A 20,237-nucleotide genomic window follows, 5' to 3' on the forward strand; every position below is an offset into this window, starting at 1 on the left:
GGCTCCGCACACCCCAAAACGAAAGTTCCCCAATGTCACACTGATTCACTCGAGGTGAACCAATGTGACATTGGGGAACTGTGGGGCCGAACTGTGGGGCCGAACTGTGGGGTCAGGGCGGGGTCAGTCCAGGCGTCCGGGAACCGGATAGCTGCGGAGCGCGTCTGTCTCGAGCACGCCCCTGATCGCCACCTCCTCGATGGAGTCGCGCAATGCCGTGCAGGTGGGAATCCACTTGCTCTCCATGCCGATTGCGGCCTGCTTCGCGAATTCGGGACAGGACGCCTGCGCGTCGGCCAGCCACTGGATGCTGGTGTGGGTGGGGCTGTATTTCTCCACCAGCACCCGGTTACCGCAGCTGGTGCAGCTCAGTTCCTGCATGGTCGCCTCGCCTCCTAGTGCGCGCCGGCCGCGTGCCGGGCGCCGATCCAGCCGAACACCATGGCGGGACCGATGGTGGCGCCCGCGCCCGCGTAGTCGTTGCCCATCACCGCGGCGGAGGCGTTGCCGGTGGCGTACAGCCCCCCGATCACCCCGCCGTCGGCGCGCAGCACCTGACCGTTCTCGTTGTAGACGACGCCACCCTTGGTGCCCAGGTCGCCCGCCTGCATGCGGACCGCGTAATACGGCGCCTTGTCCAGCTCGTCCATGGTGGGATCCGGCAGCGTCGGGTCGCCGTAGTACTTGTCGTACTCGCTCTCGCCGCGTCCGAAATCCTCGTCCTTGCCGTTGCGGGCGAAGCCGTTGAACCGGGCCACCGTCTCGGCCAGCTGCCCGGCGGGCAGACCGATCGCGGCTGCGAGTTCCCGGACGGTGTCGGCCTGGTGCATGAGCCCGGTGGCGAACCACGACTTGGGGAACTTCTGGCCGGGCATCACGCCGCCGAACTGGTAACGGTTCTTGGCCTTGCCGTCGAAGATGAACCAGATCGGGTCGTGACGGCCGGCGATCTGCTCGTGCACGAAGGTCACGTACGGCGCGGCCTCGTTGGTGAAGCGCTTGCCCTGCTGGTCGACGATGATCGACCGCGGGATGGAGCGCTCGGAGACCAGCACGTGCATGATGCCGTCGGGCCGCCGGAACGAGGGCATCCACCAGGCGTCGTCCATCAGATCCAGTGCGGCGCCGACCTTTTCACCCGCGATGATGCCGTCACCTGTGTTGTCGACCGAGCCGGCGCTGAAGTTGTCCTTCCCGCCCTCGCGCAGGTACTGCTTACGCATCTGCTCGCCCTGCTCGAACCCGCCGCTGGCCAACAGCACACCCTTGCGGGCCCGGATCCTGATCTGCGTGCCGCCACGCTGGGCGAGCACGCCGGTGACGGCGCCCGCGTCGTCGGTGATCAGCGACTGCAGCGGCGTGTTCAGCCACAGCGGCACGTTCGCGTCCTTGACCGCCAGCCGCAACCGGCCGATGAGCGCCTGGCCGAGGGTGTCCATGTGCTTGCGCATGACGATGCTCTTGATCGCCCGCCAGCCGGTGCCGAGCGCCGCGCGTCGGCCCGCCCAGGTGCGCATCACCATGTTGAGCTTCGCGAACTCCTTGGAAGTGATGTACAGCCCCGCGGGGGTGGCGAGGGCGCCGGGACGCAGCAGCTTCTCGTCGTCGCCGAGCTCCTTGAGGTCGAACGGCAGCGGCTCGATGGTGCGGCCCGCGGGGCGTCCGCCCGGCTTCTCCGGGTGATAGTCCGAATACCCGGTGCACCACTGGAAGCGCATGTGCCTGCTGGAGTTCTCCAGGAACTCCATGGTGGCCGGGCCGTTGTCGATGAAGGCGTCGACGTTCGCCGACGGAGCCCGGTCACCGATGACGGCATCGAGGTAGCGGCGGACGTCGGCGCGCGAATCCTCGAGCCCCTCCCGCTTGAGGGTCGGGTTGTTGGGGATCCAGATGTTGCCGCCGGACAGGGCGGTGGTGCCGCCGTAGACGGAGGCCTTCTCGATGATCAGGGTGTCCATGCCCCGGTCGGCAGCGGCAAGGGCGCCGGTCAGGCCGCCGCAGCCGCTGCCGACGACGACGAAATCGACCTCGTGGTCCCAGGACTGTTCGCTAGCAGACATGTTCGCGCTCCCGGATCAGGCGACGACCATGTCCGACGGCGACCAGAACGCGCGCATGCTGGTGATGCGGGCCTGGTCATCGAAGGTCATGACGTCGATCGGTTCGATGGTGATGGTCTGCGTACCGGTCTCGGTGACCACCCGGAAGTGGAACGCCGCACTGTTGCCCGACACCTTGACCGTGAGCAGTTCGGTGGTGTTCCGCACGGCGTCGAGGGCGGAGTAGAACTTCTCGATCGCCTCGCGGCCGACCTTCGGTTCGGTGCCGACCGGGTCCTCGAGGGTGGCGTCGTCCGCGTACAGCGCGGCGACGTCGGCGGAGGTCCCGCCCCCGACCGCGTCGAGGTACTTCGACACCGTCGCGCGAATGTCGTCTGCTGAAGCCATCTGGTTCTCCCTGGTGCACGTCGAAAAGTGATATGTAGCTGTGACGGTAACCACAGCGGGTCGTCCGCGGCCCCCCACTCTCCCGCCCAGCGGGAAGCCGGTGACCTGCCTGTCGGGGTGCCGCGATGTCCGGTACGGTCCCACGAATATGACCGTCGGCGACATCACCCCCGACACCGTGTGGGCCGTCCTGGCCGAGTCCGCCCGGCGCCACGGCGACCGCGAGGCCATCGTGGATGGCCGGGAGCGGCTGACCTACGAGCAGCTCGCGGCGTCGGCCTTCCAGTCGGGGATGGCGATGGCCGCCGCCGGGGTCCGGCACGGTGACCGCATCGCCCTGTGGGCACCGAACTCCGCGCGGTGGGCTGTGGTCGCGCTCGGCGCCCACTCCATCGGTGCGGTGGTGGTGCCGATCAACACCCGTTCCCGCGGTGCCGAGGCCGCGGACCAGCTGCGCAGGACCCGGAGCGGGATGCTCTTCGTGGACGACGGCTTTCTCGGTACCGGCTACGCGGCGATGCTGCGCGCGGCCGCGGGCGAGTCCGGACCGGACCGTCCCGTCCTCGGCCTGCCGGAGCTGCGACAGATCATCGACTTCCACCGCGAACCGGACGTGCACATCACGAGCTGGGCCCAGTTCCTCGGGTGCGTGACGACACCGCGCCCCGTCGACCTGCGCACCCCCAACCGGGTGACGCCGCCCGGCCCCGACGACATCGCCTACATCATGTCGACGTCGGGGTCGACCGGTCGGGCCAAGGGCGTGCTGCTCCGGCACGGGCAGCTCGTGCGGGTGTACCGGTCCCTGGCCGAGCGGCTGGGGATCGGCCGCGGTGACCGGATCCTGGGGGTCACCCCGCTCTCGCATTCGTTCGGCCTCAACGCCGGCCTGCTCGCGGCGCTGGCCGCGGGCGGCTGCTACGTCGCGGTGGACGTGTTCGAACCCGCCGCCGCGCTCACCCGGATCGCGGCCGAGCGAATCAGCGTGTTGTCCGGCCCCCCAACGATGTTCACGGACCTCATCGCGGCAACGTCTGCGGGGCACCAGGTGCGCGGGCACACCCCGCGTCTCGCGGTCACCGGCGCGGCGACGGTGGCGCCCCCACTGCTCGACCAGATCCGCCGGGCACTGGGCATCCCGCTGATCGTCACCGGCTACGGTCTCACCGAGGCCAGCGGCACAGTGACGGCGAGATATCCTGAACCACACACTGTTTCGCTCGCCGCGCCGCCACTGCCCGGGGTGGGACTACGGGTGGTCGACGCTGTGGGCAACACCGTGCCGGACGGGACGGCTGGTGAGATTCTGGTGCGTGGGTTCAACGTGATGTCAGGATATTTCGAGGACGAGACCGCCACCGCCGACGCCCTCGACGAGGACGGCTGGCTGCACACCGGCGACGTCGGGGTGCTCGAGGACGGCGAGCTACGGATCATCGACCGGATCGGCGAGATGTTCATCGTCGGCGGCTTCAACGTGTACCCGTCGGAGGTGGAGCAGGTGCTCAGCAGGCATCCGTCGGTCGGCGAGGTCGCGGTGGTGGGGGCACCCGACGAGCGACTGGGGGAGCGCGGGATCGCGTACGTGGTCCCGCGGCCCGGCCACACGGTGACCGGGCCGCAGCTGCTCGAGCACTGCCGCGCCGCGCTGGCGGGCTACAAGGTGCCCGCCGAGGTGGTCCTGCTCAGCGAGATGCCGCGGATCGCCTCCGGCAAACCGTCCCGGCGGGTGCTCCGCGAACTCGCCTGCGCCGGTGGCAGGCGGGCCAGCGAAACTGGCTAGCCCTCGAAGCCGCCGAACCCGCCCTTGAAGAACAGCAGCGGGCGGCCGTCGGCGTCCGCGGTCAGGTCCGTGATGCGGGCCAGCACGATGGTGTGATCGCCCGCCTCGTGCTCGAGTTCGACCGTGGCCTCGATCCTGGCGAGCGCGCCGCCGAGCGCCGGGGCACCGTTGCCCGCCGGACTCCAGTCGACCTGGGCGAACTTGTCCCCGCCGCTCACCGCGAAGGTCGAGCACACGTCCTTCTGATCGTGCGCGAGGATGTTGATGCACAGCTCGCCCGCCTCCCGCAGCAGCGGCCAGCTGGTGGACGTCTTCGCCGGGCAGAACGAGATGTACGGCGGATCCAGCGACACCGACACCACCGACTGGCAGGCGAAACCAAGGGGACGTTCGCCGTCGTGTGCGGCGATGACCGCGACCCCGGTACAGAAGTGACCCATCACCTTCCTCAGCGTGGCGGCGTCGGGCGCCGAGAGAGCGTCCTGCTCGACGACGGCGATGTTCTCTGCGCTCATTGCGGTTCCTCCTGATGAAACGGGCAACAACAAGGATCGCCGCGCCCCGTGCGCGGCGCCATTCACGTTCCCGGTCAGTGGTAGCTTGCCCTGCCGCCGCCGCCGGACCGATTGTTAGGCTTCCGGCGTGGCATCGACCGAATCGGCCTCCGAGTCTGAACTACCCAATCTGCCCGCGACCAGCTGGGCCGTACTCGGCATGCTCGCATTCGAGGAGGAACTCTCCGGCTACGAGCTCAAGAAGTGGGCCGACTGGAGCATCAAGTTCTTCTACTGGAGCCCGTCGTTCAGTCAGGTCTACACGGAACTGAAGAAGCTCGAGAAGCACGGCTTCGTCACGTCCCGGGTGCAACACGACAACGGCGTGCGGGGCCGACGACTCTACAAGATCACCGAGTCCGGCACCGCCGCGGTCCGACGGTGGTCCAACGAGGCGCCGATCGACCCACCCATCCTCAAACACGGTGTGATGCTTCGCATCTGGCTCGGCCACCTGAACAAGCCGGAGCGCCTCAAGGAGATACTGCGCGAGCACATCGAGTACGCGGAGAAGATGGAACGGCGGGCGGCCGCCGACGCGGCGGGGGCCGACAGGGAACCGGCCTGGGCCTACTCGCAGATCGTGCTGCGATGGTCCGAGCGCTACTACGCCGCCGAGCGGGAGCTCGCCGAGCAGCTGATCGCCGACATCGACCACGCGGACGCCGTCCTGGCCCAGGTCAAGGACGGCGACGACGCCGGCTTCCCGAAGCCAACACCCGGCGCCTGGCGCCAGGTGGCGGAGGACACCGAGGCCGAGAACCCCGACCTGGCGTGAGCCCTAGCCGTCGGCCGGCCCGAGCAGTTCCCGGAGATCCACCCACGCCTGCTTCTGGGCGGTGCGGGCCAGCGCCAGCATGCCCATCGTCATGAACCCGTGAATCGCCCCGTCGTACCGGCGATGGTTGACCGGAACACCCTCAGCCGCAAGGGCATTCGCGTAATCATCACCCTCCGAGCAGAGCGGGTCGCAGCCTCCGGTGATCACCACGGCCGGCGGCAGACCGGCCAGCCGCGCCCGGATGGGCGAGGCATAGGGGTGGTCCCGGTCCGCGATCGCGGCGTACTGATCCCAGTACCACCGCATCGCGGCGCGGGTGTTGAAGTGTCCGGTCGCGAACTCCCGGTAGGAGTCGGTCTCGAAGTCCGCCGCGATCACGGGGTACATCAGCAGTTGCGCCGCGATTGCGGGGCCGCTCCGGTCCCGGCCGATCAGCGAGGCGACCGCCGCCAGGTTGCCGCCTGCGCTGTCCCCGGCCACCACCAGCCTGCGGGCGTCACCACCGAGTTCCTCCGCGTGCCCGGCCGCCCACTCCACCACGGCGTAGACGTCCTCGGCGGCCGCGGGCCAGGGCGACTCGGGGGCCAGCCGGTAGTCGACCGACACCACGATCGCACCGACGCCGTTCGCCATGGCGCGGCAGATGCCGTCGTGGGTGTCCAGGTCGCAGAACACGAAGCCGCCACCGTGCGCGAACACGACGATCGGCACAGCGGCCTCGGAAGTGACTGCGGGCCGGTAGATCCGAACCGTGAGATCCGAGCCGGGGCCCGGGACCGTGCGCTCGGACACCTCCGCGACCGGTTCCGGCCGCTCGGGCAGCCTCAGCCTGGCCCGGATCGCGGCGCGCGCCTGCGCGCCGGTCATGGTCTCGACCTTCGGGAATCCGTCGTTCAGCGCGTCGAGCAGGCCCGCCACCTCGGCGTCGACCCTCATGCGTACTGCAGGTCCGACGGAGCCGCCGCGGGGCGGGGGCGGACGGCCGACGGTCCGCCGAGAAGCGGCCGCGGCTGCTGCTGCAGGGTCGGCTGCACGCGGACCGGGCCGCCCTCGATATTGCGCCAGATGCCCAACGCGGTCATCCGCACGGGCGCGGCGAGCCGGTGGTCGAGCTTCATCTGTGCCACCGGCCCACAGATCGAGACGGCCGCGACGGCCTCGCCGATGTTCCCGATCGGGGCGGCCACGCAGCCGAACCCGGGCAGGGATTCCTCGCGCTCGTAGGCGATGCCCTGATCCCGAACCTTGGCCAGCTCGGCGCGCAGCTGGGCCCCCGTCGAGATGGAGTACTTGGTCTTGCGGCTGAGCAGGTCGCCGTCGAGCGCCGCGAGCTGCGCCTCGCCTGCGAACCCGAGGATGGCCTTCCCGACGCCGGTGCAGTGCGCGGGGTAGCGGCCACCGACGCGGGTCGGGATGGCGGCGGCCATCCGGCCGCCGATCTTCTCGAGGTACACGACGTCGGGTCCGTCGAGGATCGCCAGGTGCACGACGTGGCCGGTCACCCGGTGCAGCTCGTGCAGGAAGGGCAGCGCGGCCCGATGCATCCGGTCCTGGTGTACCGCGAGCGAGCCGAGCTCCACCAGCCGCATGCCGAGCTCGTAGTCGCGGCCCTGGCGGCGCAGCCACCGGAGGTGGACGAGCCGCTCGAGCATCCGGTGCGCCGACGAGCGCGGCAGCCCGGTGCGCCGAACCACCTGCGCGAGGGTCAGCCGGCCGGGCCCGTCGAAGGCGTCCAGCACGAGCGAGACGCGATCGAGTACGGCGCTGGGGGTACTGGCGTCGACCAAAGTTGTCATGGGGTCCTCCGGGGGCGATGCGTCGGTTCGGCGGGCTTCCGGGCCGCTGTATTCCTATTAGGAATATGACTATTGATAGCACGTCCTTGTGTCGACTGTCACACACGACCAGGTGGTTCGTTTCGAGTCGCGGGACGACGAAGGGCCCCGGATCGAGTGACTCGACCCGGGGCCCTTACGTTTGACCTGCGGTTATTGCCCGTTCAGCGGGATCACCCCTTGGCGGCGGACCTGCCCGCGCGGCGGCCGAAGAAGCTTCCGTCGCCGAGCGAAATGCCGCTCGCATAGCCCCACGCGGACAGGCCGGCGGTGCAGCGACCCGCCGCATACAGGCCGGGGATCGGGTCCCCGCTCACGTGCAACACCTCCGACTCGACGGAGGTGCGCAGCCCGCCGAGGGTGAACCCTCCGGTCGCGCCGCGCAGGTCGATCGCCGCGACCGGGGTCCCGATCGGCTTGACCCACTCGGGCTTCTTGCCCAGCAGGGGATCGGCGCCCTCGGCGGCGTGCCGGTTGTACAGGTCCACTGTGGACTGCAGGGCGCCTGCGGGCAGACCCATCTCGGACTCGAGTTCCTCGACCGTCTCGCAGACCCAGGTCGGCGGGCGGCGCAGCTGCTCGGTCGCCGTCGGCGCGGCCACACCCTCCTCGTACGCGGCCTCGTCGATGACCAGGAAGGCCTGGTTGTCGTTCTGCAGCAGGGTGAGCTGCCCGACGCGGCCGGGGTAGGTGTCCTCCGGGACGTAACGCTGCCCGCGACCGTTGACCAGGATGCCGCGGATGAACAGCTGCGGGTCGCAGAAGAACGCCACCTCGCTGGCGTCCATGTGCGCCAGGTCCGCGCCGAGGGCCTGCGCCATCTGGATCGAGCGCCCGTCGTGCTCCTCGATGGACGCGGCGGGCCTGCCCACCAGGCGCGGCGCGTACGACGCCACCATCTGCTCGTTGTAGGCGAAGCTGCCGGTCGCCAGAACCACGCCGCGGCGGGCCCGGATCGCGACCTCCTTGCCGTACCGCTTGGCGATCACGCCCACCACGCGGCCCGACTCGTCGGCGACGAGGGTCTGCACCCGCATGTCGTACTCGGACCGCACGCCCAGCGCGGTGGCCTTGTCGGTGAGCGGCTTCATCAGCATGTAGCCGCCGCCCTTCTCGCCGGTCTGCTTGTTCTCCATCTGCGGCACGTGGCCACGCGGGGCGGGCCTGGCGACGGCGTTGAAGGGCGCCGAGTTCTCGCCGCCGGTGTACTGCAGCCCGTCATCGCCAGGCGGCTCCCAGCCCGGCTGGCCCCAGAAGGTCGGCTTGAACGGCACGCCGCACTCGACCAGCCAGTCGAAGTGCGCGAGACTGCCCTCGCAGTACTCGTCGATCTTGTCCTTGTCGGTGCCCGGACCGAGCGCAACCGTGAGGAACGCCTTCATGTCCTCGACGGAATCCTCGAATCCACAAGCCTTTTGGATGGGCGTGCCGCCGCCGAGATAGACGAACCCGCCGGCCATGGCCGCCGCGCCGCCCCAGCCGCCCGTCCGTTCCAGGACGAGCACGTCCGCCCCCGCCTCCGCAGCCTCCACCGCGGCCGCCGCGCCCGCGACGCCGTACCCGGCCACCACGACGTCGGCCTCGTGGTCCCACACTTCGATCTCGGCGGCCGCCCTCGGATGGACGGTCCCGGTGCTGCTGGTCATTGCGGTCCTCTCGATCAGGGTCTGGATACACCTCGCGCGCGGACCCGGTGCTGTGCGCTGGTGATGCACACGAACGGTGGGACCGCGCGCGAAGTGAGTGGCCGGTGGCTACATCGCCGCCAGCGGCTCGCTGCCGGACCAGTCGTGGCCCCAGTAGCTGTCGGCGGTGATCTCCTCCGCGGAGTAGTACTTCTCGTCTACCCGCATGCCCTCGGTTCCGAACTCGATGTCCCAGCCTCCGGGAGCGCGAACGTAGAACGAGACCATCTTGTCGTTGGTGTGCCTGCCCAGGGTCGAGGAGACGGAGAACCCGTCCTTGACCACCCGGTCGAGCGCCTGACCGACCGCGTCCAGGGTGTCGACCTCGACCATGATGTGCACCAGGCCGGGGGCGCCGCCGTGCGGGGCGGGGCACAGCGCCAGGCTGTGGTGCCGCTCGTTCACGCCCATGAAGCGCACCCGCATCGGGCCGAACTCCGGCGGGGCCGGGATGCGGAAGGCGCCGCGCGAGAGGAAGCCGAGGACCTCGGTGTAGAAGGCGAACGCACCGTTGATGTCCATCGCCGGCAGCACGACGTGGCCGAGGCCCTGCGCGCCGGTGACGAACGTGGCGCCGAACGGGGTGACGACCGGGCTGTGGTCGAGGACCGCGCCGTGGAAGATCTCGAGGGTGGCGCCGGTCGGATCCTGGAAGGTGATGACCTCCTCGACGCGACGGGCGTCCGCCTCCTCCACCGAAAGCGGCTTGACCGCGATGCCCGCGGCCTCGACGGCCTCCTGCACGCGGACCAGGGCCGCGTGGTCGCGGACCTCCCAGCCGATGGTGATGACCTCGTCGGAGTCGCCGGGCACGATCACCATGCGGGCGGCGCGCTCGTCCATCCGCAGGTACAGCGCGTTCTCATCCGGTCCCGAGCCCTCGGCGAAGCCGAGCACCTCGAACGCGAACTTGCGCCAGCGCTCCATCTCGTTGGTCTGGACCTTGACGTAGCCGAGTCCCCGTATGTCGGTGCTGCTCTGTATGTCAGTCATGTGTTGTCCTTCTTCGGTTTTCGGTGCTGGTGCGGGACGCGGATCAGATCATCGACTTGAGGTTGTCCGCCGGGTCGAGGCCGAGCGAGCTGACCGCCGACGCGTGGTACACGGTGCTCGGCACGTGGATGGCGTGCGCGAGACCGACGTGCGCGTCACGCCAGTACCGCTGCAGCGGCTTGTCCATCCGCATCGCGTTGCCACCCGAGCGCGCGAAGATCTGATCGACGGCGCCGACGGCCCGCCATGCGGCGCGGACCTGGGTGCGACGGCCGGCGGCGCGATCTTCGAACGAGACCTCCTTGCCGGATTCGACGATGTCCCACATCTTGTCGACGTTGGCCAGCAGCTCCTGGCGCGCGGCGTTGATGTCCGCGGCGGCCTCGCCGATCGCGAACAGCACGTACGGGTCGTCCTTGACCGCGGTGCCCTGCGCACCGACGCGATCGCGCTGGTAGTCCAGGTGCGCGGCCAGCGCGCCCTCGGCGATGCCGACGACGGCGGAGGAGATGCCGAGCGGGAACATGGTGGACCACGGCATCTTGTAGAGCGTCTCGGTCATGCCGGCGTTCTTCTGCGCGGTGCCGTTGATCACCTCGTCGCCGTCCATCACCCGGTAGGAGGGGACGAAGGCATCGCGGACGATGATGTCCTTGGAGCCGGTTCCCTTGAGGCCCACCACGTTCCACGAGTCCTCGACGATCTCGTAGTCCTTGCGCGGCAGGATCATGTGCAGCATCCGCGGCGGCAGCGCCATGTTGCCGTCCTTGTCGCCTTCCATGGCGCCGAGGAAGATCCAGTCACAGTGATCGGTGCCGGAGGAGAACTGCCAGCGACCGTTGAAGATGTAGCCGCCGTCGACCGGCTTGGCGATCCCGGTGGGCGCGTACGGCGAGGCGACCCAGGTGTCGTTGTCCTGGCCCCACACCTCTTCCTGCACCTTCGGGTCCGCGAAGGCCAGCTGCCACGGGTGCACGCCGACGATGCCACACACCCAGCCGGTCGCCGGGTCCAGCGAGGCCGCCTTCATCACGGTCTCCGCGAATGCGCGGGGGTGCGCCTCGAATCCGCCGTACTGCTTCGGCTGGAGCAGCTTGATCGGGCCGGCCGCCTTGAGCTTCTTGGCGGTGTCGTCGGGCAGGCGGCCGATCCGCTCGGCCTCGGTTGCCTGGTCGCGGATCTGATCCGCGATCTCGATGAGATTGTCGAGGGCCTTGTTGGTCATGATGGTGTTCCTTCTTGTGTTGCGGTGGGTCCGGAAGCTGGTCGCGGGTCAGGCGTTGGCGTCGGCATCGGCCTGGAGCGGCACGACGCCGTTGGCGATGTTCTCGGCGATCTCCTGGTCCCAGTTCTCCAGGGCCCTGGTGGTGTCGATCTCGAACTCGAACCGCGTGGTCATGTCCTCGGTGACGTCCTCGACATCGACGTAGAACTGCTTGTACCAACGGCGCAGCTGGTACACCGGGCCGTCCTCTTCGGACAGCAGCGGATTGTCGATGGGCGCCTTGTTCTTCCAGATCTCGATGTCCTGCTCGAACCCGATCTCCAGCCCGGAGATGAACTGCGACCCGATGCCGTTGTTCTCCTCGTCGGAGAGGCCCGGCACCTTCCGCACCATCGCGCCGTACTGCAGCAGGAACGAGTCGTCGGAGACCGGGTAGTGGGAGTTGATCAGGATTGTCTCGATCGTCATCCCGTTCACCTCGTTCAGGATCCGGTCGATCATGTACGACGGCCCGTGGTACGACGCGTCGGAACTCAGGTGCGAGTTGGGGTCGTCGTAGTTGGTGCCGTTGTCGATGTCCGCCCGCGGCTTGGAGACCATGAACTGGGTGGCGACGTGGCCCTCGAAGACGTTCTTGAAGTAGGTCGGCATCGAGTAGTGCACGTAGAAGAAATGCGCCATGTCGACCACGTTGTCGATGATCTCGCGGCAGTGCGAGCCCTCGATCAACATGGAGTTCCAGCTCCAGTCGGTCCACTCGTCGGTGCCGTAGCCCTCGATCTCCGGGATGGTCACCTCGTCGGTGGGCTTGCTGCCCTGCGGGTCGTGCCAGACGTAAAGCTGGCCGTTCCGCTCGAGCGTGGCCCAGCCCCGGGTGCGCGCGAGGGGGGGCACGCGGCGGGCGTAGGGGATGCCGGTGCACTTGCCGTTGCCGCCCCAGCGCCAGTCGTGGAACGGGCAGGCGATGGAGTCACCCTTGACCGTGCCCTGCGCGAGGTTGCCACCCATGTGCCGGCAGAACCCGTCGAGCACGTTGATCTTGCCGTCGGACTCGGACTGGAAGACCACGAGCGAGGTGCCGAAGGCCTTGATCTCGTGCGGCTTGCCGTCCTGGAACGTCTTCAGCAGGCCCAGGCAGTGCCAACCGCGGGCAAACCGGGTCGGGGCGGCCGCAGCCTCGATCATCCTGACCTCGTCGGCGTCGGACTTGGATTGCAGCGCCATCGCTACCTCTTCTCTCACGCTCGAGACAAAGCGCCCGAGACACCCAACTGATGTGATGCGTTTCATACTTCGGGGCGTCAGCGTGCGAGTTCATGGGGCCTTCCCGCTGACCGGGAGGATTTCGCCCCCGCCCAGTAAGCCCGTGTGGGGACCCTCCCGATCAGCGGGAAGCGGGCACCGGGCGGGCTTCGCGCGGACCTACCGTCGCGGTATCCGAACTGATCAAAGGAGGTGCGGATCGATGATCACCACAACCGCAACGAACGCTGCCTGCGCGCCGTTCACCGGCGTCACCGTCGACCTGGAGCGCGGGAAGATCCTCGAGTTCGCGGAGGCAACCCGCTCCACCCACGCCGCGTACCGCGACGCCGAGCGCCCGGTGGTGCCGCCGACCTACCTCTGCTTCGAGGGCTTCGTGCCCGGATCGTCGCGGCCGGATCAGCAGGTTCTGCCCGCCGAGCAGGACTGCCGATTCTTCGGCCCCCCGCCGCGGGCGGGCGACCGGCTCAACGTGCAGTCCCGCGGCAGCGAGTCCGAGCAGCTGACCGAGTTCCGGGATGCCGAGGGCCGGCTGATCGCCGACTCCTGGACGCACGGCTCGGCGACCGACGCGATCGCCTCGGGCCTGCTGGCCAATTACGCCACCGACTGGTTGGGCCCGGAGTCGGTGCGACGGTTCCGAACTCGGTTCCTCGAGCAGGTCGCGGCGGGGGAGGACCTGGACTGCTCCGGCGAGGTGCTGCAGGAGTACGTCCAGGACGGCGAGCCGCGGGTGGACGTGGTCCTCACGGCGACCCGGCCCGGCGGCGCGGTCGCCGCCAAGGCCTGGGCGACGTTCGCGCGCGCCAGCTGAGCCTGCGGGGGGTATGACGTCCGCGCGGATCCCGGGCGCGGACGTCGCCGAGAGCGCACCTGCAGTCCCCGCCACTCGGGCGATGCCCCGATAGGTGCACAGTCGACGGTCGGGCGCTACGACAAGGGCCGCAATCCGTGATCCGGATTGCGGCCCTGCATGCAGTCGTCGACGGGTCAGCGGGTGACCATGTCCTCCGGGCCCCAGATCGCCTTCATGGTGGTGATCTTCGCGTCGTCATCGAAGGTCATCACGTCGATGACGGAGATCTCGAACTTCTGATCGCCCATGTGGGTGGTGAGGGTGAAGTTGAAGGCGGCCGTGCCCGCCGCGATCTTCACGATGCCGAGTTCGACGGTCTGCTCGAGCGGCTCGATGATGCCGTAGAACTCGCGGATGGATTCCTCGGTGGTGCGCGGGTCGGTGCCGACCGGGTCCTCGACGGTCGCGCCGGGTGCGTACAGCCGGAGCACGTCGTCGACGGTGCCGCCTGCCACCGACTTCACGTAGCTCTCGATGGTGTTCAGAATGTCTTCGCGTGATGCCGCCATGCCGGTACCCCTTCGTTGCTAGAACCTGTTCTAGCAACGAAGGGTACCGGCGATCCCGACGGGATTCCATGGAACCGGGAGCCGACACCGACGGCGCCCGCCTCGCCCGCCGCGCCCGGTTCGTCCGGATTCGGCGGATCGCAGCGCACGATGTGATAACCGCGGTCTCCGAAAGACGTTCGCGCGGCACGCTTCCGGTGCTACGGTGCCGCGCATGCCGATCCAGCACGGGGGCTTCTGGGTACGAACGGGTGTGGCCGCGTTGGCGGTCACCGTCGTGGTCGGGGGTGGCACGTCGGTCGGCACGGCCTTCGCCCAATCCTCGGGCAGCGCCGGAGGTGAGGGGTCGATCGGCACCGGGTCGCTGACGGACGGCACCGGGTCCGACGGCACCCTCTTCAACGGAACGACGCTGGTCACCGGCTCGCTGGGCACCGGCTCCGCCGCCGGGTCACCGCTGGGGTCCGCGATTCCTGGCGTGGTCGGCTCGGTGATCCCGGGGCCGGATCTGGATCCCCCGCCCCTCGAGACGCTGCGCGCCGAGATGCTGCCCAAGCCGATCGGGGACCCGTTCTTCGACGAGTACCCACCCGGCCTGCCCGGAATGACCAACGGCCAGGTCATCGAGACCCGTGATGTGACGCCTGCCGCCCGAGCGGTCCTGCGCGGGCCGGTGCGGGAGGTGCGCCAGATCAAGGTGAAGAGCACCGACTCGGCAGGCGCGCCGTCGTTCGCGACCGCGACGCTCGTCGTGCCCGCCACGCCCTGGCCCGGTCCCGGCCCGCGGCCGATCCTGGTCAACAACGTGCCGATCAACGGGCTCGGGCGGAGCTGTACCCCTGGCCACACCCTCGGAAACGGGATCACGCCGACGCAGAACTTCCTCGAGATGCTTCGGCCCGTCACCACGAAGGCCGAGGAACGCGGCTACGCGGTACTGATCCCCGACCATGAGGGCCCCCGGATGGCGTACGCCGAACCCTTCGTCGCCGGGCACGCGATCCTCGACACCATCCGCGGCACGCGCGCCGTGTTCCCCGCCGAGTTCGGCGGCAGCAAGCTCGCCATGATGGGCTATTCCGGCGGCGCGATCGCCACGCACGGTGCGGTCAAGCTGATCGACAGCTATGCGCCCGAGCTGGCCGGCGACATCGTGGGCGCCTCGCTCGGCGGCGTACCCGCCGACTTCGAGATGCTCGGACGCACCATGAACGGCAATCTCGCCGGGGGACTGTTCCTCGCGGCGGTGTTCGGGATCGCGCGGGAGAACACCGAGATCCTCCCGCTGATCAACACTCTCGGGCAGCAGCTGAGCATCTCGTCCATCAAGGATCAGTGCGCGAACACCCTGGCCCTCGCCGGCGTCCTCGGGGTGCCGGCCGAGGCGCTCGCGAACGTCAAGCGTGCACTGGATTCACCTGTCGCCCATGACATCTACGCGAAGATGAAGATGGCGGACCGTAAGTCCGGCACCCCGCTGTACATCTACAACGGCGGGCAGGAGTTCTGGATCCCGGCGCTCGGCGCGCGCAACCTGTACGACGAACAATGCGGTTACGGCGTGCGCGCGGTGTACCGGCAGGTACCCGGCGAACACATCCTCGCCAATCTCACCGGGAATCCAGGGGCCTTCGACTGGGTCGACGCCCGGCTGCGCGGGGAACCGGCACCCACCGAGTGCTAGGCAGCTCCGCTGCCCGTGCGCGGTTGACGGGTCCGCAGACCCGCTAACCGCTCACGGGTGCGTCAGCGCCTATTTGACGATGTTGACCATCTTGCCCGGCACCACGATGACCTTGCGGGGCGCGTTGCCTTCCAGGATCGCGACGATCTTCTCGTCCGCCAGGGCGGCGACCTCGACGGACTTCGGGTCGGCGTCCGCAGCCACGGTGATCTTGCTGCGCAGCTTGCCGTTGACCTGGATCGGGTACTCGACGGTGTCGTCGACCAGCCACTTGTCCTCGGCGACCGGGAACGGGCCGTGCGCGAGCGAGGCCTCGTGTCCGAGCCGCGACCACAGCTCCTCGGCCAGGTGCGGTGCCAGCGGGCCGACCATCAACACCAGCGGCTCGACCGCCGACCGGGGCGCCCCGTTCGGGTACTCCTTGGTCAGGTGGTTGTTCAGCTCGATCAGCTTGGCCGCCGCGGTGTTGTCGCGCAGCGCCGCGTAGTCCGCGTTGACGCCGTCGATCGTCTTGTTCACCGCCCGCAGTGTGGCATCGGACGGCGTCTCGTCGGTGACCCGGAGCTCACCGGTCTCCTCGTTGACCACCGTGCGCCAGACCCGCTGCAGGAACCGGTGCGACCCGACGACGTCCTTGGTCGCCCACGGCCGCGAGGTGTCAAGCGGACCCATCGACATCTCGTACACACGCAGCGTGTCGGCGCCGTACTCCTCGCAGATCTCGTCCGGCGCAACGGAATTCTTCAGGGACTTGCCCATCTTGCCGTGCTCGCGGTGGACCGGCTCGTCACCGTGGAAGTACTTACCGTCACGTTCGGTCACCTCCTCCGCGGGCACGTAGACCCCGCGCGAGTCGGTGTAGGCGTAGGCCTGGATGTAGCCCTGGTTGTAGAGCCGGCGGTACGGCTCGCTCGAGCTCACGTGGCCGAGGTCGAAGAGCACCTTGTGCCAGAACCGCGAGTACAGCAGGTGCAGCACCGCGTGCTCGACGCCACCGACGTACAGGTCCACGCCGCCCGGGTCGTTCGAGCCGTGCAGCTCGGGCCGCGGACCCATCCAGTACTGCTCGTTCTCCTTGGCGCAGAACGCGTCCCGGTTGGTGGGGTCGATGTAGCGCAGCTGGTACCAGGAGCTGCCGGCCCACTGCGGCATCACGTTGGTGTCGCGGTGGTAGCTCTGCAGCCCGTCACCGAGGTCGAGCTCGACGTTCACCCAGTCGGTGGCCTTCGCCAGCGGCGGGGACGGCTCGGAGTTCTCGTCGTTCGGGTCGAAGGAAACCGGCGCGTAGTCCTCGACCTCTGGGAGCTCTACCGGCAGCATCGATTCCGGCAGCGCGTGGGCGACGCCGTCCGCGCCGTAGACGATCGGGAAGGGCTCGCCCCAGTACCGCTGGCGGGCGAAGAGCCAGTCCCGGAGCTTGTACTGGATGGTGCCCTTGCCGTCGCCGTCCGCCTCGAGCCGCTCGATGACGGCCTTCTTCGCGGCCGCGATGTCGAGCCCGTTCAGGTAGTCGCTGTTGACCAGTGGCCCGTCACCGACATAGGCATCCTCGGTGATGTCGCCGCCCGCGATCACCTCGACGATATCGAGGCCGAAGGTGGTGGCGAACTCCCAGTCACGGTGGTCGTGACCGGGCACCGCCATGATCGCGCCGGTGCCGTAGCCGGTGAGCACGTAGTCGGCGATGAAGATCGGAAGCCGGTGCCCGTTAACGGGATTCACCGCGTACTCGCCGAGGAAGACGCCGGTCTTCTCCTTGTTCTCCTGCCGCTCCAGGTCCGTCTTCGCGGCGATGGAGGCGCGGTAGGCGGCGACGGCCTCGGCCGGGGTTGCGGCGCCGCCGGTCCAACGGGGGTCCACGTCGGCGGCGTAGGAGCCCGTCGCCAGCCGGTCGACCAGCTCGTGCTCGGGGGCGAGGGTGACGTAGGTGGCGCCGAACAGCGTGTCGGGGCGGGTGGTGAACACCTCGATCGCCACGTCGTCGACCGCGGGGTCGACGCCGAACCGGACCTGAGCGCCGTGCGAGCGTCCGATCCAGTTGCGCTGCATAGTCTTGACCTTGTCCGGCCAGTCCAGGAACTCGAGGTCGTCGACGAGGCGGTCCGAGTACGCGGTGATCCGCATCATCCACTGCTGCAGGTGCTTACGGAACACCGGGAAGTTGCCGCGATCGCTGCGGCCGTCCGCGGTGACCTCCTCGTTGGCCAGCACGGTGCCCAGCCCGGGGCACCAGTTGACCATCGAATCCGATCGGTAGACAAGGCGATACGAATCGATGACCGCGCGCCGCTCGTCCGCGGTCAGCGCGGACCAGTCCCGGCCGTCCGGGACGGTGCGGGCGCCGGAGTCGAACTCGGCCTCGAGCTCCGCGATCGGACGGGCGCGTCCCAGGTCGGTGTCGAACCAGGCACCGTAGATCTGCAGGAAGATCCACTGGGTCCAGTGGTAGAAGTCCACATCGGTGGTGGCCACCCGGCGACGCTCGTCGTGGCCGAGGCCCAGCCGGCGGATCTGCTCGAGGTAGCGGTCGATATTGGTCGCCGTGGTGGTCCGCGGGTGGGTGCCGGTCTGCACCGCGTACTGCTCGGCAGGCAGGCCGAAGGAATCGAAGCCCATCGTGTGCAGCACGTTGTGCCCCTGCATCCGGTGGAAGCGGGCGTAGACGTCGGTGGCGATGAAGCCGAGCGGGTGTCCCACGTGCAGCCCGGCGCCGGACGGGTACGGGAACATGTCCAGCACGAACAGCTTGTCCGCGGGCAACTCCCCGGCCAGCTCGCCCACCGGGTTCGGCGCATGGAAGGTGCCGCGCTCGTTCCACAGCTCCTGCCACCGCCGCTCGATCCGACCCGCGAGCTCCGCGGTGTATCGGTGCTGGGGGGTGGCGTCGTCCGCTGGCTGCTGCACTGGCTCGGTCACGTGATTCGCTATCTACTCTGCGCTGAGCTTGGCGTCTCAGGGCTGGTTCTCGGGCAGGGATTACCATCGACCAGCCTAAAGCGTCACCCGAATAGTCCCGGTCATCGGTACCCGCCGTACCCTGGACCCGTGGTCATCGTCGCAACCGTGCTGTTCGTAGTCGCCCTCGCCGTCGGCGGGGTGGCGGTCGCCGGGATCGCCGGCCGGCTGCCGCGCAACCGCTGGGCCGGGGTCACCACCCCCGAGACCCTCGCCAGCGACGACGCCTTCCGCCTCGCCAACCGCATCGCCGGTCCCACCATGGCCGCGGCGGCATTGCTGCTGGTCATCGGCGGTGTCGGCGCCCTCGTCTTCGGCACGGCTGGCGGACTGCTCGCGGTCGCCGTCGCGGTGGTCGCGGCCCTGGCCACCGCCGGATACGGCGGATCCATGGGGGTCCGCGCCGCCGTCGCGGCCGCCCCGACCGGGGGCTGCGGCCACGACTGCGGCTGCGGCAGCCCCGCCGAGCCCGCCGCCGAGGATCCCGCCGACGCCGCTGCTGCCGCCGACTGCGGCATGGATTCCTGCGGGTCCTGCGCCCTCAAGGGCGCCTGCCTGCCCAGCTGAGCGGCGCCTGCCTGCCCAGCTGAGCCGCGCCCGCCCGCCGCAGTCCCGCCCGGCCCCGCCGCTGCCGCCTGGTTGAATCGGCGCCCATGAGCAATTCCCGGACCTTCGATCCGCCAGGCGTCCTGTTCGGGGTCTGCGTGCCGGTGCTCGCGGCCGCCGTCGGACTGCTGCTGACCGCGCTCTGGTCGCCACGCCTGCCGGACACCGTCGCCACGCACTGGTCCGGGAGCGGCCCCGACGGCTTCAGCACGCCGTGGTCGCTGGCCGCGACGATGGTGATCGTCATCCTCCTCGTCGGGTGCGGCGCCAGCGCGATCGCCGCCCTCGCGGGCGCGCTGCTGATGATGCGCCGCGCCATGCTGCTCGTCGGCCTGACCGTCGTCGGCCTGCTGTTCACCCTGTGGATCGCGTTGCTGGCCGCCCAGCTCGACCTCCCGTCGGCCGCGAATGTGGAGCTGCCGATGACGTGGATCGGGCTCGGGATCGTGGCGGGCGCCTGCGTCGGCCTCGTCGGGGCCGCGTCGCTGCGTGATCACCGCGAACGCACCGCGGCGACCATCGCGCCGGACCCGCGACTGCCGCGCGGGCCGCTGGACCTGCCGATCACCCTGCGGCTCGGGCTCGGACCCGTCACCGTCGCGGTGCTGGTCGGCGTCGGCGCGGCGATCACCGCCGGGCTGTGCGCGCGGGCGGGGTCGTGGTGGCCGCTGGCGGTCTTCGTTCCGGTGTGCCTGCTGGCGGTCGGGCTGCTGCGGTTCCGGGTCACCCTCGACGAGACGGGGCTGTGGGTCCGCAACATGGGCATGGTCGCGGTCGGGTACGGGATAGAGGAACTGATCGGGGCCAGCGTCGAGGAGGTGAGCCCGTCCAGGGACTTCGGTGGCTGGGGGCTGCGCCTGAAGGGCCGCGGCAACTACGGGGTGGTCACCACGACCGGCCCCGCGGTGGTCTTCTCCGCGGCGAACGGGCAGCGTCTGACGGTGACCACGCCGCGCGCCGAGGAGATGGCGGGCGCGCTCAACACGCTCGCCGACGCGTCCAGGGCCTAGACGCCACCGCTGAGGAAACCAAGAGGCCGGCCGTCGCGCCGCATCCCACTG

General features: G+C 69.3%; 18 protein-coding genes. 6 read left to right on the forward strand and 12 right to left on the reverse strand.

The annotated features are described in order from the left end of the window. Positions 1-123: 123 nt before the first annotated feature. Genes ACFXMV_RS02070 through ACFXMV_RS02080 form a run of 3 tightly spaced genes read right to left on the reverse strand, consistent with a single transcriptional unit; the run spans position 124 to position 2,447 of the window. Complete coding sequence (locus tag ACFXMV_RS02070) at positions 124-381, reverse strand: hypothetical protein (protein ID WP_378498444.1); 258 nt, start codon at positions 379-381, stop codon at positions 124-126. Between the two features lie 14 nt (positions 382-395). Then, positions 396-2,060 (reverse strand): FAD-binding protein, encoded by a 1,665-nt coding sequence (locus tag ACFXMV_RS02075; protein WP_378502639.1) that lies wholly within the window; start codon positions 2,058-2,060, stop codon positions 396-398. A gap of 15 nt (positions 2,061-2,075) precedes the next feature. Then, positions 2,076-2,447, reverse strand: a complete 372-nt coding sequence (locus ACFXMV_RS02080) for a nuclear transport factor 2 family protein (protein ID WP_378500432.1) — start codon at positions 2,445-2,447, stop codon at positions 2,076-2,078. Positions 2,448-2,595: 148 nt separating this feature from the next. Between ACFXMV_RS02080 and ACFXMV_RS02085 the strand changes: the two genes are divergently transcribed. Then, the gene (locus ACFXMV_RS02085) at positions 2,596-4,230 is read left to right on the forward strand and encodes an AMP-binding protein (RefSeq protein WP_378500431.1); all 1,635 of its coding nucleotides are present in this window, start codon (positions 2,596-2,598) and stop codon (positions 4,228-4,230) included. Here the strand turns inward: ACFXMV_RS02085 and ACFXMV_RS02090 are convergent. After that, positions 4,227-4,745 carry a flavin reductase family protein gene (locus ACFXMV_RS02090; RefSeq protein ID WP_378500430.1) on the reverse strand — a complete coding sequence of 173 codons (519 nt, stop codon included), beginning with the start codon at positions 4,743-4,745 and terminating at the stop codon, positions 4,227-4,229. The genes ACFXMV_RS02085 and ACFXMV_RS02090 overlap by 4 nt on opposite strands. A gap of 127 nt (positions 4,746-4,872) precedes the next feature. Here ACFXMV_RS02090 and ACFXMV_RS02095 point away from each other — a divergent pair, with 127 nt between their 5' ends. Then, positions 4,873-5,562, forward strand: coding sequence for a PadR family transcriptional regulator (locus ACFXMV_RS02095; protein WP_378500429.1), 690 nt, complete (start codon positions 4,873-4,875; stop codon positions 5,560-5,562). 3 nt (positions 5,563-5,565) lie between these two features. Here ACFXMV_RS02095 and ACFXMV_RS02100 read toward each other — a convergent pair whose 3' ends face one another. The 6 genes from ACFXMV_RS02100 to ACFXMV_RS02125 form a co-directional block, all read right to left on the reverse strand. Next, complete coding sequence (locus ACFXMV_RS02100; protein ID WP_378500428.1) at positions 5,566-6,501, reverse strand: alpha/beta hydrolase; 936 nt, start codon at positions 6,499-6,501, stop codon at positions 5,566-5,568. Beyond that, a complete protein-coding gene (locus ACFXMV_RS02105) occupies positions 6,498-7,361 on the reverse strand; it encodes an IclR family transcriptional regulator (protein ID WP_378502638.1) in 864 nt (287 codons plus the stop codon). Before ACFXMV_RS02105 ends, ACFXMV_RS02100 begins: the two co-directional genes overlap by 4 nt. Positions 7,362-7,573: 212 nt before the next feature. Then, a complete protein-coding gene (locus ACFXMV_RS02110) occupies positions 7,574-9,046 on the reverse strand; it encodes an FAD-dependent oxidoreductase (protein WP_378500426.1) in 1,473 nt (490 codons plus the stop codon). A 108-nt stretch (positions 9,047-9,154) separates the two neighbouring features. Beyond that, positions 9,155-10,078, reverse strand: coding sequence for a biphenyl-2,3-diol 1,2-dioxygenase (gene bphC / locus ACFXMV_RS02115; protein WP_378502637.1), 924 nt, complete (start codon positions 10,076-10,078; stop codon positions 9,155-9,157). A gap of 43 nt (positions 10,079-10,121) precedes the next feature. Next, positions 10,122-11,303: an acyl-CoA dehydrogenase family protein gene (locus ACFXMV_RS02120; RefSeq protein WP_378502136.1), complete on the reverse strand. Its 1,182-nt coding sequence runs from the start codon at positions 11,301-11,303 to the stop codon at positions 10,122-10,124. A 48-nt stretch (positions 11,304-11,351) separates the two neighbouring features. Beyond that, on the reverse strand, positions 11,352-12,527 hold the full coding sequence (locus ACFXMV_RS02125) for a Rieske 2Fe-2S domain-containing protein (protein WP_378502636.1): 1,176 nt from the start codon (positions 12,525-12,527) through the stop codon (positions 11,352-11,354). Between the two features lie 241 nt (positions 12,528-12,768). Between ACFXMV_RS02125 and ACFXMV_RS02130 the strand changes: the two genes are divergently transcribed. Beyond that, the gene (locus ACFXMV_RS02130) at positions 12,769-13,380 is read left to right on the forward strand and encodes a MaoC family dehydratase N-terminal domain-containing protein (RefSeq protein ID WP_378502496.1); all 612 of its coding nucleotides are present in this window, start codon (positions 12,769-12,771) and stop codon (positions 13,378-13,380) included. Positions 13,381-13,556: 176 nt separating this feature from the next. Here the strand turns inward: ACFXMV_RS02130 and ACFXMV_RS02135 are convergent, their stop codons facing one another. After that, complete coding sequence (locus ACFXMV_RS02135; RefSeq protein ID WP_378502635.1) at positions 13,557-13,931, reverse strand: nuclear transport factor 2 family protein; 375 nt, start codon at positions 13,929-13,931, stop codon at positions 13,557-13,559. A 214-nt stretch (positions 13,932-14,145) separates the two neighbouring features. Here ACFXMV_RS02135 and ACFXMV_RS02140 point away from each other — a divergent pair, with 214 nt between their 5' ends. Continuing rightward, entirely contained in the window at positions 14,146-15,615 is a 1,470-nt protein-coding gene (locus tag ACFXMV_RS02140) for a lipase family protein (protein WP_378502141.1), read from the forward strand. Between the two features lie 69 nt (positions 15,616-15,684). Here the strand turns inward: ACFXMV_RS02140 and leuS are convergent, their stop codons facing one another. After that, the gene (gene leuS / locus ACFXMV_RS02145) at positions 15,685-18,531 is read right to left on the reverse strand and encodes a leucine--tRNA ligase (RefSeq protein ID WP_378502634.1); all 2,847 of its coding nucleotides are present in this window, start codon (positions 18,529-18,531) and stop codon (positions 15,685-15,687) included. Positions 18,532-18,660: 129 nt separating this feature from the next. On the opposite strand from leuS, the gene ACFXMV_RS02150 reads away from it, so the two are divergent. Together ACFXMV_RS02150 and ACFXMV_RS02155 are read left to right on the forward strand one after the other, a co-directional pair. After that, positions 18,661-19,137 carry an SdpI family protein gene (locus ACFXMV_RS02150; RefSeq protein ID WP_378501589.1) on the forward strand — a complete coding sequence of 159 codons (477 nt, stop codon included), beginning with the start codon at positions 18,661-18,663 and terminating at the stop codon, positions 19,135-19,137. Positions 19,138-19,223: 86 nt separating this feature from the next. Next, the gene (locus ACFXMV_RS02155) at positions 19,224-20,186 is read left to right on the forward strand and encodes a DUF1648 domain-containing protein (protein WP_378502633.1); all 963 of its coding nucleotides are present in this window, start codon (positions 19,224-19,226) and stop codon (positions 20,184-20,186) included. Positions 20,187-20,237 lie beyond the last annotated feature (51 nt).

Source organism: Rhodococcus sp. NPDC059179 (genome assembly GCF_042754885.1).
Taxonomy (GTDB): domain Bacteria; phylum Actinomycetota; class Actinomycetes; order Mycobacteriales; family Mycobacteriaceae; genus Rhodococcus_G.

Coding starts and splice junctions, on each gene's coding strand:
- ACFXMV_RS02140 (WP_378502141.1), top strand. CDS start 14,146: ATGCCGATCCAGCACGGGGGCTTCTGGGTACGAACGGGTGTGGCCGCG.
- ACFXMV_RS02135 (WP_378502635.1), bottom strand. CDS start 13,931: ATGGCGGCATCACGCGAAGACATTCTGAACACCATCGAGAGCTACGTG.
- ACFXMV_RS02155 (WP_378502633.1), top strand. CDS start 19,224: ATGAGCAATTCCCGGACCTTCGATCCGCCAGGCGTCCTGTTCGGGGTC.
- ACFXMV_RS02125 (WP_378502636.1), bottom strand. CDS start 12,527: ATGGCGCTGCAATCCAAGTCCGACGCCGACGAGGTCAGGATGATCGAG.
- ACFXMV_RS02120 (WP_378502136.1), bottom strand. CDS start 11,303: ATGACCAACAAGGCCCTCGACAATCTCATCGAGATCGCGGATCAGATC.
- ACFXMV_RS02105 (WP_378502638.1), bottom strand. CDS start 7,361: ATGACAACTTTGGTCGACGCCAGTACCCCCAGCGCCGTACTCGATCGC.
- ACFXMV_RS02070 (WP_378498444.1), bottom strand. CDS start 381: ATGCAGGAACTGAGCTGCACCAGCTGCGGTAACCGGGTGCTGGTGGAG.
- ACFXMV_RS02080 (WP_378500432.1), bottom strand. CDS start 2,447: ATGGCTTCAGCAGACGACATTCGCGCGACGGTGTCGAAGTACCTCGAC.
- ACFXMV_RS02130 (WP_378502496.1), top strand. CDS start 12,769: ATGATCACCACAACCGCAACGAACGCTGCCTGCGCGCCGTTCACCGGC.
- ACFXMV_RS02085 (WP_378500431.1), top strand. CDS start 2,596: ATGACCGTCGGCGACATCACCCCCGACACCGTGTGGGCCGTCCTGGCC.
- bphC (WP_378502637.1), bottom strand. CDS start 10,078: ATGACTGACATACAGAGCAGCACCGACATACGGGGACTCGGCTACGTC.
- ACFXMV_RS02110 (WP_378500426.1), bottom strand. CDS start 9,046: ATGACCAGCAGCACCGGGACCGTCCATCCGAGGGCGGCCGCCGAGATC.
- ACFXMV_RS02075 (WP_378502639.1), bottom strand. CDS start 2,060: ATGTCTGCTAGCGAACAGTCCTGGGACCACGAGGTCGATTTCGTCGTC.
- ACFXMV_RS02090 (WP_378500430.1), bottom strand. CDS start 4,745: ATGAGCGCAGAGAACATCGCCGTCGTCGAGCAGGACGCTCTCTCGGCG.
- ACFXMV_RS02100 (WP_378500428.1), bottom strand. CDS start 6,501: ATGAGGGTCGACGCCGAGGTGGCGGGCCTGCTCGACGCGCTGAACGAC.